This window comes from uncultured Nocardioides sp. (genome assembly GCF_947488025.1).
Classification (GTDB): domain Bacteria; phylum Actinomycetota; class Actinomycetes; order Propionibacteriales; family Nocardioidaceae; genus Nocardioides.
Genome location: NZ_CANKYS010000006.1, coordinates 172,298 through 187,108, shown reverse-complemented (window position 1 = coordinate 187,108; position 14,811 = coordinate 172,298). Strand labels below are relative to the sequence as shown.

At 72.5% G+C, this 14,811-nt stretch carries 18 protein-coding genes; 10 read left to right on the top strand and 8 right to left on the bottom strand.

Features of this window, described 5'->3' with window-relative positions; genetic code table 11:
• The first annotated feature begins 63 nt into the window (after positions 1 to 63).
• From Q1B24_RS12305 to Q1B24_RS12295, 3 genes are read left to right on the top strand one after another with little or no spacing between them, the layout of a single operon-like run.
• Positions 64 to 1,176 carry a hypothetical protein gene (locus tag Q1B24_RS12305; protein WP_299928656.1) on the top strand — a complete coding sequence of 371 codons (1,113 nt, stop codon included), beginning with the start codon at positions 64 to 66 and terminating at the stop codon, positions 1,174 to 1,176.
• Positions 1,177 to 1,215: 39 nt separating this feature from the next.
• The gene (gene ligD, locus Q1B24_RS12300; protein ID WP_299928653.1) at positions 1,216 to 2,190 is read left to right on the top strand and encodes a non-homologous end-joining DNA ligase; all 975 of its coding nucleotides are present in this window, start codon (positions 1,216 to 1,218) and stop codon (positions 2,188 to 2,190) included.
• The gene (locus tag Q1B24_RS12295) at positions 2,190 to 3,101 is read left to right on the top strand and encodes a UPF0158 family protein (protein WP_299928650.1); all 912 of its coding nucleotides are present in this window, start codon (positions 2,190 to 2,192) and stop codon (positions 3,099 to 3,101) included. The genes ligD and Q1B24_RS12295 overlap by 1 nt, the downstream gene beginning before the upstream one ends.
• Here Q1B24_RS12295 and Q1B24_RS12290 read toward each other — a convergent pair.
• Positions 3,067 to 3,543: a hypothetical protein gene (locus Q1B24_RS12290; protein WP_299928647.1), complete on the bottom strand. Its 477-nt coding sequence runs from the start codon at positions 3,541 to 3,543 to the stop codon at positions 3,067 to 3,069. The two genes, Q1B24_RS12295 and Q1B24_RS12290, sit on opposite strands and share 35 nt — an antisense overlap.
• 104 nt (positions 3,544 to 3,647) lie before the next feature.
• Between Q1B24_RS12290 and Q1B24_RS12285 the strand changes: the two genes are divergently transcribed.
• The 5 genes from Q1B24_RS12285 to Q1B24_RS12265 are packed head-to-tail and all read left to right on the top strand — an operon-like array spanning position 3,648 to position 6,560.
• Positions 3,648 to 4,595 carry a lipid kinase gene (locus Q1B24_RS12285; RefSeq protein WP_299928644.1) on the top strand — a complete coding sequence of 316 codons (948 nt, stop codon included), beginning with the start codon at positions 3,648 to 3,650 and terminating at the stop codon, positions 4,593 to 4,595.
• 9 nt (positions 4,596 to 4,604) lie between these two features.
• Positions 4,605 to 5,264, top strand: a complete 660-nt coding sequence (gene rpe, locus Q1B24_RS12280) for a ribulose-phosphate 3-epimerase (protein WP_299928641.1) — start codon at positions 4,605 to 4,607, stop codon at positions 5,262 to 5,264.
• Positions 5,264 to 5,662: a hypothetical protein gene (locus Q1B24_RS12275; protein ID WP_299928638.1), complete on the top strand. Its 399-nt coding sequence runs from the start codon at positions 5,264 to 5,266 to the stop codon at positions 5,660 to 5,662. The genes rpe and Q1B24_RS12275 overlap by 1 nt, the downstream gene beginning before the upstream one ends.
• Complete coding sequence (locus Q1B24_RS12270; protein ID WP_299928635.1) at positions 5,659 to 6,072, top strand: MmcQ/YjbR family DNA-binding protein; 414 nt, start codon at positions 5,659 to 5,661, stop codon at positions 6,070 to 6,072. The genes Q1B24_RS12275 and Q1B24_RS12270 overlap by 4 nt, the downstream gene beginning before the upstream one ends.
• 23 nt (positions 6,073 to 6,095) lie before the next feature.
• A complete protein-coding gene (locus Q1B24_RS12265) occupies positions 6,096 to 6,560 on the top strand; it encodes a DUF427 domain-containing protein (RefSeq protein ID WP_299928632.1) in 465 nt (154 codons plus the stop codon).
• Between the two features lie 22 nt (positions 6,561 to 6,582).
• On the opposite strand, the gene Q1B24_RS12260 is transcribed toward Q1B24_RS12265, so the two are convergent.
• The 3 genes from Q1B24_RS12260 to Q1B24_RS12250 all read right to left on the bottom strand — a co-directional run bounded on the left by Q1B24_RS12260 (position 6,583) and on the right by Q1B24_RS12250 (position 8,283).
• Entirely contained in the window at positions 6,583 to 6,954 is a 372-nt protein-coding gene (locus Q1B24_RS12260) for a hypothetical protein (protein WP_299928630.1), read from the bottom strand.
• Positions 6,955 to 7,076: 122 nt separating this feature from the next.
• Entirely contained in the window at positions 7,077 to 7,304 is a 228-nt protein-coding gene (locus Q1B24_RS12255; RefSeq protein ID WP_299928626.1) for a DUF5703 family protein, read from the bottom strand.
• A gap of 31 nt (positions 7,305 to 7,335) precedes the next feature.
• On the bottom strand, positions 7,336 to 8,283 hold the full coding sequence (locus tag Q1B24_RS12250; protein ID WP_299928623.1) for an aldo/keto reductase: 948 nt from the start codon (positions 8,281 to 8,283) through the stop codon (positions 7,336 to 7,338).
• Positions 8,284 to 8,350: 67 nt separating this feature from the next.
• Between Q1B24_RS12250 and Q1B24_RS12245 the strand changes: the two genes are divergently transcribed.
• Positions 8,351 to 9,172: an undecaprenyl-diphosphate phosphatase gene (locus tag Q1B24_RS12245; protein WP_299928867.1), complete on the top strand. Its 822-nt coding sequence runs from the start codon at positions 8,351 to 8,353 to the stop codon at positions 9,170 to 9,172.
• 6 nt (positions 9,173 to 9,178) lie between these two features.
• Here Q1B24_RS12245 and Q1B24_RS12240 read toward each other — a convergent pair whose 3' ends face one another.
• Complete coding sequence (locus Q1B24_RS12240) at positions 9,179 to 9,838, bottom strand: response regulator transcription factor (protein WP_299928620.1); 660 nt, start codon at positions 9,836 to 9,838, stop codon at positions 9,179 to 9,181.
• Positions 9,835 to 11,796, bottom strand: a complete 1,962-nt coding sequence (locus Q1B24_RS12235) for a sensor histidine kinase (protein WP_299928617.1) — start codon at positions 11,794 to 11,796, stop codon at positions 9,835 to 9,837. The genes Q1B24_RS12240 and Q1B24_RS12235 overlap by 4 nt, the downstream gene beginning before the upstream one ends.
• 151 nt (positions 11,797 to 11,947) lie before the next feature.
• Between Q1B24_RS12235 and Q1B24_RS12230 the strand changes: the two genes are divergently transcribed.
• Entirely contained in the window at positions 11,948 to 12,622 is a 675-nt protein-coding gene (locus Q1B24_RS12230; protein ID WP_299928614.1) for a hypothetical protein, read from the top strand.
• Here the strand turns inward: Q1B24_RS12230 and Q1B24_RS12225 are convergent.
• A complete protein-coding gene (locus Q1B24_RS12225; RefSeq protein WP_299928611.1) occupies positions 12,549 to 13,790 on the bottom strand; it encodes an MFS transporter in 1,242 nt (413 codons plus the stop codon). The genes Q1B24_RS12230 and Q1B24_RS12225 overlap by 74 nt on opposite strands.
• A complete protein-coding gene (corA, locus tag Q1B24_RS12220; protein WP_299928608.1) occupies positions 13,787 to 14,791 on the bottom strand; it encodes a magnesium/cobalt transporter CorA in 1,005 nt (334 codons plus the stop codon). The genes Q1B24_RS12225 and corA overlap by 4 nt, the downstream gene beginning before the upstream one ends.
• Positions 14,792 to 14,811: the final 20 nt, after the last annotated feature.

Genomic DNA, 14,811 nt, shown 5'->3' with positions numbered 1-14,811 from the left:
CAGCATGATGGAGTCAGCTCGGCGCACCGGAGGGGTGCGTCGTGTCACGGGGAGCAGGAATCCATGCACGTGCGCAGCATCATGACGGCCGTGGCCGCCACCACCTTGACGTTGACCATGGGAACGACCGTGGTCGGCAGTCCCGCGCACGCCGTGGGCGGTTCGCACACGGTGGCGGGACCCGCCACCGGCGATCCCGACGTCTACCTGACCTATGTCGGCTGTGCCGACCTGCTGGGCGCCGCCGCTGCTCCCGCCTCCCGGATCAACCTGGGGCCCTACGCCGCCCCGCTCGGGCGACGGTCGCTGGGCCTCGTCCCGTCAGCCGCGGGCAGCGCAGCCGGTCCCTACGCCGCCTTCGGGTCGCTCGCCGGCCTCGACACCTCGGTGGCGGTCGCCGCGACCGGTGGCAGCACCGGCGTCTCGTGGGTCATGGCCGTCACCCGACAGAGCCCGGCTGGCACCGCCTGGCGCGGGCGGGCGGCCCTGTCCGCGCCCGCCGGCTCGTGGACCACGGTGTCCTCGGCCGCGCTGACCTACGACTGGGCACTGGTCGACCTCGCCTCCGGCGCCACCGTCGACCAGGTGGGATCCGCCACCGCCGCGCAGTTCGCCGCCCAGCACGGCGACGGCTCGGGCTTCGCGGTCACGGGCTTCGGCTGTGACGGCAAGGCCTTCAACCTGGATGCCGTGCGCGCGTCCGGCTCGACCTTCGACTTCGAGGGCGTCTCGCTCACGACCACCGTCGCTGCCTCGAGGCAGCAGGCCGAGCCGGGTCAGGACGTCGAGCTCACCGGACGCGTCACCGACGGCTCCGGTCGGGTGACCGGTGACCCGCTCGTGCTGGAGTCGCGTGCCCCCGGCGGCCAGTGGGCGGCGGTCGGCAAGCCCGTCCTCGCCGGCCGCGACGGCGTGGCCCGCGTCGCCGTACCCGTCACGGAGACCACGGAGTTCCGCTGGCACCGTCCGCAGGGCCAGTACGCCGACGAGGGCTGGTCCGACACCGTCACGGTGACGGTCGAGAAGCAGGCTGAGCAGACCCCGCCACCGCAGCCGGAGGGCCAGGACCAGCAGGGCGACGAGCAGGGCGACCAGCAGGGCGACGAGCAGGGCGACCAGCAGGGCGACCAGCAGGGTGGCCAGCCGGGCGAGTCCGAGGCTCCCGCGCAGCAGTGACGGACCCCGGCGTCCGGGCTCCCGGCTAGGCTCCCGGACATGGCGTCGCCGTTCACGGAGGTCGAGGTCGACGACCGGGTCGTCAAGGTCACCAACCCCGAACGGGTCTACTTCCCGCCCACCGACGCGGCACCGGACGGCGCGACCAAGCTCGACCTGGTGCACTACTACCTCTCGGTCGGCGACGGGATCGTCAACGCGCTGTTCGAGCGCCCGTGCATGCTGCACCGGTTTCCCAAGGGCCTGGCCGGCGACAAGGTGCACCAGAAGCGGTTGCCGGCCGGAGCGCCCGAGTGGGTCGAGACCGTCCAGCTGTTCTTCCCGCGGTGGAAGCGCACGGCCGACGAGCTGTGCGTGACCGAGCTCGCCAGCGTCATCTGGGCGGTGCAGATGTCGACGGTCGAGTTCCACCCGTGGAACAGCCGGCGCGCCGACACCGAGAAGCCCGACGAGTGGCGCATCGACCTCGACCCGGGGCCGGAGTGCGACTGGGCCACCGTGCAGCGGGTCGCCCACGTCGCCCACGAGGTGCTCGACGAGCTCGGTGCCGTCGGCTTCCCGAAGACCAGTGGCGGGTCTGGGATGCACGTCTACGTGCGGATCCCGCCCGACCACGGCTTCCAGGACGTACGCCGCGGCGCGCTGGCGTTCGCCCGGGAGGTCGAGCGACGAGCCGGGGGAGAGGTCACGACGGCGTGGTGGCGCAAGGACCGCGACCCCGCCCAGCTCTTCGTCGACTACAACCAGAACGCCCGCGACCACACGGTCGCCGCCGCCTACTCGGTGCGCGGTGTCCCGGAGGCGCGCGTGTCGGCACCGATCCGGTGGGACGAGGTCGACGACTGCCGGCCCGACGACTTCACGATCTTCACCATGCCGGAGCGGTTCGCCGCGACCGGTGACCTGCACGCCGACATCGACCACCACCCGTTCGACATCGCACCGCTGCTGGAGTGGGCCGACCGCGACGAGGCAGAGGGCGCGCAGGCCCCACCGGAGCCGGAGGAGGAGTGATGTTCGACCTCGACGCCGTCGACCTCCAGGGGCTGGGCGACCTGCTGGACGATCAGCCCTTCCCGGGTGGTCACCTGGACCCCGAGACCGGCGAGGTGTGGCCGGCCGTCGACGACGACCACGGGACCGACGACGAGGACGACCCGGCCGAGAAGGGATGGGTCTTCGTCGCGGGCGAGGGCTCGCGCGGCGCCTACCGCGACATGGCGCTCTTCGCCCACCATGTCGCCGACGCCCGCCTACGGCGTCGGCTGGAGGACGCGCTCACGGGTCGCGGTGCGTTCCGCCGCTTCCGGTCGGTCATGGACGACCAGCCGGAGGAGGTCCGCCGGGCCTGGATCCGCTACCGCTCGCTGGGACAGGAACGTCGAGCCATCCGGTGGCTCGACGCGATGGAGCTCGTCGACACCCAGGAGGTGGAGGCCCGGGACGCGGCCACGACCACGGAGATGGACGCCATCCTCGATTCCCTGGACGACCGCCCGCGACCGCGGGTCGTCGACATCGGAGAGAGGCTGTCGTCGTTCTCCGACCACTGGTCGCCGAAGGTCGTGGCACTCCTCAACGACTACGAGGTCAAGCTCGTGAAGGTGCAGGGCGAGTTCGTCTGGCACGACCATCCCGACACCGACGAGCTGTTCCTCGTCGTGTCGGGGCGGCTCACGATCCGACTCCGGGACGGTGACGTCGTCCTGGGACCGGGTCAGCTCTACGTCGTCCCGCGTGGCGTCGAGCACTGCCCGGTGGCCGAGGAAGAGGTCAGCCTGCTGCTCCTCGAGCCGACGGGCGTCGTCAACACCGGTGCGGCGGGCGGGCCGCTCACAGCCGCACACGACACCTCGCTGCTGGAGGGCCAGCAGCGCGACACCGACGGCCTCAGCGCGAACGCACCCGGTCATCGAGCAGGGTGAGCGCAGCCGTCGCGAGGACCCCGTCAGCGCACAACGTCGGTGCGGCGAGGAGGAACACCTCGCGGTCGGCCCACTCGACCCGCTCGACGCCCGGCTGCCCGGCCAGCGCGACGTCGAGGTCGACCTCGGCGCCGTCGTCCAGGTCGTCGTAGTGGGCGCGCGCGTCGTCGTACACGCCGAGGCTCCACGTGAGGTCCGCCGGCTGGCCCGGCACCTGCTCGTCGTCCAGCGCGGGCTGCACCGACAACCCGCCCGGCCCCAGCAGGTCGGTGACCGTGACCGGTGTGGGCGCGTACCCCAGGTCCTCGGCGAGCGAGGTCGAGTACGGCACCACCGTGCGCAGCAGGTCGTCGTCGAGGTGACGGGGGCAGGTGCAGCCGGGACGCTGCGGCGGCTGCCAGGCGACCGACGGGTCAGGCTTGCGACGTGAGAAGAGGCCCATGCGCCGATCCTCGTCGCTGTGACCCGCACCTGTCCGGGGAACAGCACAGCCGGCGCACAGGTCGTCCTCATCGTCCTCTCACGCACGCGACCTACCGTCGGGGCATGCAGCAGCACAGGTCCGCCCAGCCCCGCACCGACCGGATCGCGGTCGTCGTCAACACGGCAGCCCGTCAGGGCGCACGGGCGCTGCCGCTGGTCGAGGCAGCGATGCGTGGCGTGTCGGACGACGTGACGGTGCACCCGGCACACGGCGGTCCCGAGCTCCTGGAGGCGCTGGCGATCGCCGTCGAGTCCGAGCCGGACCTCCTCGTGGTCGGCGGCGGCGACGGGACGATCGGTTGCGCGGCCGCGATGGTCGCCCACACCCCGAGCGCCCTCGGCGTGCTGCCGCTGGGCACCGCCAACGACTTCGCGCGCACGCTGGAGATCCCCGGCGACCTCGCTGCAGCGGTCGACACGCTCGTCCACGGTCACGTCGTCGACGTGGACCTCGGACGCGTCGACGGGCGCGCCTACCTCAACGTCGCCTCGGTCGGGCTGTCGGTCGCCGTCACCCAGCGGCTGACCCCGGCGCTCAAGCAGCGGCTCGGCCGCTTCGCCTACCCGGCGGCGACCCTCGTGGCCTACCGCTCCCACCGGCCGTTCGCCGCCCGCCTCGAGCTCGATGACGGCACCACGCTGGAGCTCGCGGACCTCATGCAGGTCGCGGTCGGCAACGGCCGGCACTACGGTGGCGGGCTGACCGTCGCCCCCGACGCGTCCATCGACGACCACCTCCTCGACGTGTACGCCGTCGAGCAGGGGCGGCTGCGCGACCACGTGTCCGTCGCCCGGCTGCTCCGGACCGGCCACCTCGTCGAGCACGACCGGGTCCACCACGTCACCACCCGGCGCCTGCGCCTGGTCACCGACGAGCCGCTGCCGGTCAACCTCGACGGCGAGATCGCGGCCACCACGACCGCGACGTTCGAGGTGGATCGCAACGCGCTCCACGTCGTCGTACCGGCCGGGAGCCGTGCCGCGCGCCTCGACGGCCCCGAGGGTCACTAGGCTCGCCCCGTGGGCATCCAGATCACGCCGAGCATCCTCAACGCCGACCTGTCGCGCCTCGCCGACGAGGTGGCCCGGATCCCCAGCGCCGACTGGGTGCACGTCGACGTCATGGACAACCACTTCGTCCCCAACCTGACGCTGGGCCTGCCGGTCATCGAGGCGCTCGGCAAGCACGCGTCCCAGCCGCTCGACGCGCACCTGATGATCGAGGACCCCGACCGGTGGGCACCGGCGTACGCCGAGGTGTGCGGGTCGGTCACCTTCCACGCCGAGGCTGCCAAGGCGCCTGTACGCCTGGCGCGTGAGATCCGCGCCCAGGGGGCGCGTGCGTCGATGGCGCTGAAGCCCGCGACGCCGATCGAGCCCTACGAGGCGCTGCTGCCCGAGCTCGACATGGTGCTGATCATGACCGTCGAGCCCGGCTTCGGCGGCCAGAAGTTTCTCGACCTGTGCCTGCCCAAGATCCGCACCGCCCGCGAGCTGATGCGCAAGCACGGCGTGGAGACGTGGCTGCAGGTCGACGGCGGGGTCTCGCTGGAGACCATCGAGCGGTGCGCCGAGGCAGGAGCCGACGTCTTCGTCGCCGGGTCCGCGGTCTACTCCGCCGACGACCCCGATGCGATGGTCGAGGCGCTGCGCGAGCGGGCTGAGGCTGCGAGCGCCTGATGCAGCGCTACGAGCGGCTGTGGGAGCGCCTGCTCACGCTGCTCGGCACCCTCGGCGACGTCGACGTCGACGCCGACACTCCGGGCCGGCTCCGGCTCACGATCGACCGGCGCGAGGTCGAGATCGTGATGACAGAAGCGGACTGGGGCGAGCTGGTGACCATCCCCTACGGATCCTTCGCCGGAGCCGCACTGCACCTGCTCCACGCGATCTCGCAGGCGGGGGCAGTGGACGCTCCGTTCCTGGTGTACGACACCTACGACCTCCACCCGTGTGCCACGCCCCAGCCGGAGGAACCCGAGCTGGAAGCGGAACGACTGCGGTTCGAGGCCCGACGTGCCGTCGCGGACTTCCAGGTCGCGGTGCGTGCCTACCCGCCGGGCGAGGAGCCGACGTGAGCCGCCCGGCGACGGTCGACGACATCCACGCGACCGCTCGTGCGATGCCCCACGTGACCGTCGTACGCCCGGAGAAGAACCCCGTCTACCAGGTGGGTGGCAAGTCGTTCGTGTTCTTCCGGACGCCACGACCCGACGCGGTGGACCCCGAGACTGGTGAGCGCTACGACGACGTCGTGGTCATCTGGGTCGCCTCCGAGGGGGACAAGCAGGCGTTGCTGCAGGACGAGCGCCTGCCGTTCTTCACGACGGCGCACTTCGACGGTCATGCGTCGGTGCTGCTGCGCACCTCCCGGGTGGCGGAGATCGCGCGCGACGAGCTCGTCGAGGTGATCGAGGAGGCCTGGCTCGCGCAGGCCTCGGATCGTCGCGGCCGCGCGTGGCTCGCGTCTCGCGACCTGGAGGCGTAGGGGCCGTTCCGTACATTGGCGGCATGACCGAGTCCGTGTGGGACTACCCCCGCCCGCCGCGGGTCGACCCGAGCAGCGAGCACGTCGTGGTCACCCACGGTGGCCTCGTCGTCGCCGACACCACCGCGAGCCTGCGGGTGCTGGAGACCAGCCACCCGCCGACGTACTACCTGCCGGCCGCGGACTTCGCCGACGGTGTGCTGAGGCCGGGGCAGGGCGCGTCGTGGTGCGAGTGGAAGGGCCAGGCGGCCTACTACGACCTCGTGGTCGGCGACGAGGTGCTCCCGGCCGTGGCCTGGACCTACCCGACCCCGTCGAAGGGCTTCGAGGCGCTGGTCGACCACGTGGCGCTCTATCCGGGCCGCGTCGAACGGTGCACGGTCGACGGCGAGGTCGTTGAGCCGCAGCCGGGCAGCTTCTACGGCGGCTGGATCACCTCGCGGGTGACCGGCCCGTTCAAGGGCGTTCCGGGCTCGTCGGGCTGGTAGCCCTGACGCCGGCGGTCACACCTCAGTGCAGGCCGCGGTCGTTGACCTGCTGGCTCTGCAGGTGCGGTGCGTGCCGCTCGTGGTCCTGCCAGCGCCGCTGGTCGGCCATCAACGTCTCGCCGTCGAGCTGGTCGGCGCGCGTCTGCACGCGCTCGAGACGGGCCGTCCAGGCGTCGACGTCGCGCGCGACGTCGTCCAGACGGGCCGCGGGCAGCACGATCGCGTCGCCCTCGCTGCGGATGCCTGGCTCGATCGACGCCAGCCCGTCCGCCTCGTGGGTCGTCAACGGTCGGGTCAGCCTGATCCGCACGGGGTAGGTCTCCCGGTCCACGTCGGCCGGGTCGACCGCCAGCTCCACGATCCCGAGATCCGGCTTGTGCCTGCGTGTCGCCATGTCCTCATCCCCTCACCGGGGCCGGGACGGCCCCGCCCCTCGACTCCACCACGGCACGTGCGAGATGTCCATGGGTTCCGCGCCCCATGGGCCCGGGACACCGGAGCGGTGGGTGGGCCGGGTCAGCCGGCGAAGAGGGTGAGCCGCTGCCGGATGATCTTGCGCCGCAGGACGACGCGCCGTTTGCCGTCGTTGCCGATGCGGAGCCGGTCGAGCTCCCAGCCACCGTGCTCGGCGCGATCGACGAGCACGCGGGTGACGACGTTGCGGGAGAAGTCCTCGGGCAGCACGAGCGTCTCGAACTCCCACTCCACTCCGCGGCCCGGCGGGCGGCGCTGGATCCTGGCCATGTTCTCTCCCGTCTCCTCGAAGGGGGTGCGTTCAGTCGGCCGACACGTCGTCAAGGGCGTCGATGATCTCGGGCGGCAGCGTCAGATCCTCGATGCCGAGCGCGCCCTTGAGCTGCGCGGCCGTACGGGCGCCGACGATCGGGGCGGTCACCCCGGGCCGGTCCCGCACCCACACGAGCGACACCTCCAACGGCGACCAGCCGAGCCCGTCGGCGGCACGGGCGACCGCCTCCACGATCCCGCGGCCGCGCTCGTCGAGGTAGGCGCCCACGAACCGGGCGAAGTGCTCGGTGGCGGCGCGCGAGTCCGACGGCGTACCGGTGCGGTACTTCCCGGTGAGCACGCCCCTGCCCAGCGGCGACCAGGGCAGGACGCCGAGTCCCAGCGCCCGCGCGGCGGGGATCACCTCGTGCTCGACCTGGCGGTTGAGGAGCGAGTACTCCACCTGGGTCGACGCGAGCGGCACCCGACCCGGCACGGCCCGCTGCCAGGTCGCGGCCTGCGCGGTCTGCCACCCGGTGTAGTTGGAGATGCCGACGTAGGAGGCGCGGCCGGAGGTGACCGCGAGGTCGAGCGCGCTGAGCGTCTCCTCGACCGGCGCCTCGTCGGTCCACACGTGCACCTGCCACAGGTCGACGTGGTCGACCCCGAGACGCTTCAGCGACGCGTCGAGGGTGGTGAGCAGGTGGCCGCGGGACGTGTCGGTGACGCGCTCGCCCGTACGACGGGAGATGCCCGCCTTGGTGGCGAGGACGACCTCGTCGCGGGCGACGACGTCGCCGATGAGCGTGCCGATCAGCTCCTCGCTGGCGCCGTCGCCGTATCCCGCGGCGGTGTCGACCAGGGTGCCCCCGGCCTCGGCGAACGCGACCAGCTGGTCGCGCGCCTCGTGCTCGTCGGTGTCTCGGCCCCACGTCATGGTGCCGAGGCCGAGCCGGGAGGCCTTGAGCCCGGTCGCGCCGAGGGAACGCTGCTGCATGGTGGTGAGGGTAGCCACGGGTGGTGCGCGGACGGCACGGGACTCGCCCGTAGGCTCACGCCCTGTGATCGATCTCCTCAAGGCAGTGGTCCTCGGCGTCATCCAGGGGCTGACCGAGTTCCTGCCGATCTCGAGCAGCGCCCACCTGCGCATCTTCCCCGAGCTGTTCGGCTGGGGCGATCCGGGAGCGGCGTTCACGGCCGTCATCCAGATCGGCACCGAGCTCGCCGTCCTGATCTACTTCCGCAAGGACATCTGGCGCATCGGCAGCGCGTGGGTGCGCTCGCTGTTCAAGGCGGAGTACCGCGGCACGATCGACGCGCGGATGGGCTGGTTCATCATCATCGGCTCGCTGCCGATCGTGGTGCTCGGCGTGCTGCTCAAGGACGTCATCGAGCGGGACTTCCGCAACCTCTGGATCGTCGGCTGCACCCTCATCGTGATGGGCATCGTCCTCGGCATCGCCGACCGTGTCGGTCGCACCGACAGGCCGCTGGGCAAGCTCACGCTCAAGGACGCGGTGCTGATGGGCATCGCGCAGGCCCTCGCCCTGATCCCCGGCGTGTCGCGCTCCGGGGCGACGATCTCGATGGGCCGCTTCCTCGGCTTCGAGCGGGAGGCCGCGACCCGGTTCGCCTTCCTGCTCGCGATCCCCGCGGTCGTCGGTGCCGGGCTCTTCGAGCTCAAGGAGATCCCCCACGGGCACAACGACTTCGGCTGGGGACCCACCATCACCGCGACGATCGTCTCCTTCGTCGTCGGCTACGCCGCCATCGCGTGGCTGCTGCGCTACGTGAGCACGAACTCCTACACGCCCTTCGTCATCTACCGGATCCTGCTGGGCGCCGGTGTCCTCGCCCTGCTCAGCGCCGGGGTGCTGACCGCCTGACCCGGCTCAGGGAGACACCCCGCCGAGGCCCGACTCCCGCGCCCGGACGATGGCCGCCGAGCGGTCCGAGACCTGCAGCTTGGTGAAGACGTTGGAGACGTGGTTGCGCACGGTCTTGAGGCTGATCGTCAGCTCGTGGGCGATAGCGGCGTTGCCCTTTCCCGCGGCGACGAGGTGCAGTACCTGACGCTCGCGCTCGGTGAGCGTCGGGAAGGATCGCGCCCGTGCCACGTCCTCGGGGGACGCACCGGTAGCGAAGTGGGTGACGACGCGGCGAGCCACCTCGGGGCCCAGGAGCACCTCACCGGCAGCCGCGGCCCGGATCGCCCGCACGATCTCGTCCTGGTCGGCGCCCTTCAGCAGGTAGCCCCGCGCCCCGGCCCGCATGGCCGCGAAGACCGACCCGTCGTCGTCGAGCATCGTCAGCACCACGACCGAGACCGTCGGGTCGTGGCCGATCAACCTCCGGGTGGCCTCGATGCCGTCCACGCCGGGCATCCGGAGGTCCATGAGCACCACGTCAGGCGCCATACGACCGGCCAGGTCGACCGCCTCCTGGCCCGTGGCGGCCACGCCGACGACCTCGATGCTCTCAACGTCGCGCAGCATCGCCTCCAGGCCACGGCGGTAGGCGGGGTGGTCGTCGGCCACCAGCACCCGCGTCATGCCGAGCTCCGCGTGAGCGGGACTGCGACGTGGTCGCGGACGGGCAGCTCCGCGCGCACGACCACACCACCACCCGGCCGCGCCGAGACCTGGCAGGTGCCGCCGACCTCCGCCGCCCGCTCGCGCATCGACGTCCAGCCGAGACCACCGTCCCGGCTCGCGTCCCGGCTCGCGTCGCGCACGTGCCCGCGGCCGTCGTCGGAGACGGTGAGGACGCACGCGTCGGCCACCTGCAGGTCGACGTGACACCGCGTCGCACGCGCGTGACGTACGACGTTGAGCATCGCCTCGGACGCGATGCGGAACGCCGCCACCTCGATCGCCGCCGGCAGCACGGGCAGCGGGTCGGGACCGGTCACCTCGATCTCCAGACCGAGTGCCAGGGCGGCGGCCCGGTGCCGGATGGCACCGACGAGACCGACCTCGTCGAGCGCGGGTGGTCGGAGGTCGTCCACCGCTCGCCTCAGCTCGGCGATGGCGTCGCGGACGCCGGCACGTGCCTCCTGCAGGTGCGCCGCGCGGGCGCGGTCGTCGTTCCGGGACTGCGCGGCGTCGAGCTGGAGCACCACGGCCGCGAGGGTGGGGCCGACCTCGTCGTGCAGGTCGTTGCGCAGGCGTCGGCGCTCCTCCTCGCGCCCGGCCACGATGCGGGCACGCGACGCGCTCAGGCGACGTGACTGGCGCTCGGCGTGCACCAGCACCGCGGCGTACCTCGCCAGGTCGTGCAGCAACCGCTCGTCGCGTGGTGTCAGCCGCGCTCCGGGCGCCACGGCGATGACGAGGTCGCCCAGCCGCTCGCCCCGGTGCACCATCGGCGTCCGGACGGTTCCGGGCCGGGCTACGACCTCCTCGTCCGCGTCGTCCACGTCCGCGATCCAGGCGGCCTCCGCGCGCAGCACCTCGACCACGACCTCGGTGATGACCCCGGTCAGGTCGCCCGACGGCCCGCCCGCGGGTCCGTCCCCGTCGACCGTGCGGGTGACCTCGGCGCGCTCGACCCGGTCGGCCAGCAGCCGCAGCGCCCGGTGGGGCTGGGAGCGGTAGCCGTGCACCCGGCGCTCGAGGTGCTCGCGGAGCCAGACGTAGGCCGGGTGCACCGCGACCGCGACGACGGTCACCGCGAGCCAGCCGCCGACGGTCGCGTCGCCGACGAGACGACGGGTGGCCAGGAGCAGCGCCGCGTAGAGCAGCGAGACGGCGAGGAGCAGGATCCCGTAGGTCAGGGTGCGCCCGAGGACGACCCGGATGTCGAGCAGGCCGTGCCGCACCACTGCGATCGCGATGGATGCCGGGACCGCCACGCTGATCCCGGCCAGCACGGCGGCGGTGACGGCGTCGTCGTCGCCGAGCCAGACGTGGTTGGCCCAGAGCACGGCGAGGCCGAGCGGCACCGACAGGGCACCCCACGCGACCCACAGCAGCTGGTCGCGGCCCTGCTCGTCCGCGGTGGCCCACCGCGAGCGCACCACGACGGGGGAGAGGAAGACCAGCGCGGCGGTCAGGGCCAGCCCGGTGGCGCCGAGGGCCCCCGACAACCACTCCGGCAGCCACGGCAGGGGAGCGGACGCGCCACCGTGACGCTCGGCGAAGCCGGTCCGGTCTCCCGCGGCGCCGACGACCAGCAGGGCAGCGCCCGCGACGCCGGCGACGAGGACCGCACGCCACCGCCGGGACCCGGGCCTGCCGTCCGGCAGGAGGTGGACCACCAGCACCAGCCACAGGAACAGGAACACCCACGCGCCGGCGAGCAGCTGGTCGGCGACCAGGCCGGCACGACCGAGGTCGCCCGGTGTCGCGTCACCCTGCTCCCAGCTGCTCGACCGGCCCAGGAGCAGCGCGACGGACACGCCGTGGGCGACCAACAGCCACCCCAGTGCCCGGCGCTCGGAACGTACGACGACGAGCACGCCGAGGACCAGCGGCGTGACCGCCGCGACCGCCACCGCCGCGTTGTCCATCCCACGAGTGTGCCGAAGGCATTGCGGCGTGTCATGGGTCCCGGGAACACTTCCCGGCCGGTCCGGGACGCCGAGCCCGTGCGCCCGGGCTGGTCGGCGGCACAGGGTCGACCCGACCGGCGACCGTCGCCGGAGGGTGAGGGGGAGTGCCATGCCGCTCAGCAGGTTCGAGAGGACGCTTCCGTGGACCGGGGTGCTCGCCGCGCTGGCGTGGGTCGGGCAGTCGGCGTTGTTCCGCACGGACACCGAGGCCAGGCCCGGGCGGGCCTCGACCGACGTCATCCAGGCCGATCTCGTGCGCAACCACGCGGCCATCGGTTGCCTGGTGGTGATGGGCGTCGCGCTGGTGTTCTTCGCCTCGGCCCTCCGGGCCCACCTCCGCTCCGGCGAGGCGCGGGAGGCGACCTACAGCGCCGTCGCCCACGGCGGGCTGCTCCTGGCGGCTGCCGGGCTCTCGCAGATGGTGGTGTGGAGCTGGGGCCTGGTCAACGGTGCCGCCGACGCCGGGGACGACCTGGCCCTCGGGGTGCTGAGCCAGGTCTCGTTCTTCGGCTTCGCCGGCATGGGGATCGGCCTGTCGGCGGCGATGCTCGCCACCGGGCTCGGTGGCCTCGCCAACGCAGTGCTCCCGCGGTGGTTCGCCGTGACGAGCATCGTGATGGGTGCGCTGGGCGCGCTCGGCAACGCCGGCGTCCCGCCCGGCGGGCTGGTCAACTACCTGCTGATGCCCCTGTGGCTGGTGGCGGTCGCCGTCATCGTGGTGCGCCGGCAGCGCGCGAGCGCCGGAACGTGTGTGCCAGCAGGACCAGCGCCACGAGCTGGGTGAGCGCGACCACGGCGACGAGCGCGGGCAGCGAGCAGTCGTAGAGCCAGCCGGCGGTGACGCCACCGACGATCGCGAACAGTCCCTGGATCCCTGCGAAGACGCCGTACGCCGTCGCGCGGCGCGGCGCCTCGACGAGGTCGGCCACCACCGCCTTGACCGTCGAGTCCTGGACGCCCTGGGCGACGCCCCACGCGATGACGCCGGCGAGGACGGCGACCAGGGTCGGGCCGAGGGCCAGCGCAGGCACGAGCGCGACCAGGACCGGGACGAGGAGCAGCACCCGCGGACCGGCGTGGTCGAAGACCGACCCGACGGCCAGCGCCGCCACCGCCTCCACCGCCATCGCGGCGGCGTAGACCACCGGGACGGCAGCGACCGGGAGGAGACCGTCGACGGTGAGGTGGTAACCGATGATGCCGAAGGTGACGAGGGCTCCCGTCGTCAGCGACGCGGCCACCGCGTAGCGGAAGAACTCGCGAGGCAGCCCCGCTCCGACCACCTCGGCCCACCAGCCGCGGCGCGGGGCCGGGTGCTCCGGGGCCGCCGGCGGCAGCGTGTCGTCGTACACGCTGGGGTCGGGCACGCGCCGGCGCAGCGTGAGCAGGAGGAGCATGGCCACCGCCCCCGGGACGGCGAGCACGGCGAGTCCCCACCAGAGGGACGCGACCGCGACGACGCCGGCCACGACCAGCGGCCCGGCGAAGGCGCCGACCTGGTCGAGCGCCTTGTGCACCCCGAAACCGCGACCGCGGCCCACGGCCGAGGCGACGTGGGCGAGCAGGGCCGACTTGGACGGTGACCGGATCGCCTTGCCCAGGCGTTCGAGCAGGATCATCGTGCTCGCGAAGGCGAGCCCGGCGGCGCCCAGGCGCGGTGCGAGGGCGAGCAGGGGCACGCAGACCGCGGTGAGGCCGTAGCCCAGGATCGTCAGTGACCAGTAGCGCCCGGTGCGGTCGGCGAGCGGGCCGAAGGCGAGGCGCAGCACCAGGGCCACGGCCTCGCCGGCGCCGGTCACGAGGCCGACGACCACCGCGGACGCACCCAGCGCCGCGAGCACCGGGCCGTAGACGGAGCGGGCGCCCTCGTAGACCATGTCGGCGGCCAGGCTGACGAAGCCGAACCACCACACCACGCGCCACGCGGTCGGCGCGGCGAGAGGTCGGGTCACAACCACCCGGACTTCTTGAACAGGGCGAACAGCCCGCCCGCGACGCCGATCATCAACGCCATTGCGAACGGGTAGCCGTAGGTCCAGTGCAGCTCGGGCATGTGGTCGAAGTTCATGCCGTAGATGCCGGCGATCAGGGTCGGTACGACGACGAGCGCGGCACCCGCGGAGATCTTGCGCATGTCCTCGTTCTGCTGGACCGAGATCCGCGCCAGGTGGCCGTCGAAGGCCGTGGAGAGCAGGACGTCGAGGCTGTCGATGACCTCCGAGACACGTTGGAGGTGGTCGGCCACGTCGCGGAAGTACGTCGCGGTGTCGGCCGTGATCGGGATCGGCGTGCGGATGGTGGGCGTGGTGTCGGAGTGCATGGAGAACTTGCGCATCGGCTCGCGCAGCGGCATGACCGCGCGGCGCACCTCCGCGATCTCGCGCTTGAGGACGTAGATGCGGTTCGCGTCGTCGGTGCGCGCGGGGGAGAACACCGACTCCTCCACCTCGTCGACGTCCTCCTCGAGCGCGGCACCGACGCGCTCGTACTCGTCGACGACGCGGTCGCAGATGGCGTACATGACACCCATCGGGCCGTGCTCGAGCACCTGGGCTCGCTCCTCGAGGTCACGCCTGGAGTCGGCGAGGTCGATGCCCTCACCGTGGCGGACGGTGACGATGAAGTCGGTGCCGACGAACATGTTGATCTCGCCGGTCTCGACCGCGTCCTCCTCGTCGACGTACCAGAGCGTCTTGAGCACGAGGAAGAGCGTGTCTCCGTAGTGCTCGAGCTTGGGCCGCTGGTGGGAGTCGCCGGCGTCCTCGACCGCCAAGGGGTGCAGGTCGAAGATGCGTGCGATCAGCTCGAGCTCGTCGGGGCTCGGGTCGTGGATGCCGATCCACTGGAAGTCGCCCGGGTCGCACGGGACGCGGGCGTAGCCGAGGCTCTGGTCGTCACTGTCACCGAGCGGGACCCGCCTGCCCCGGTGGTAGAGAGCGTTGTCGACGATCACAGGCTGAGGCTAGCCCCACT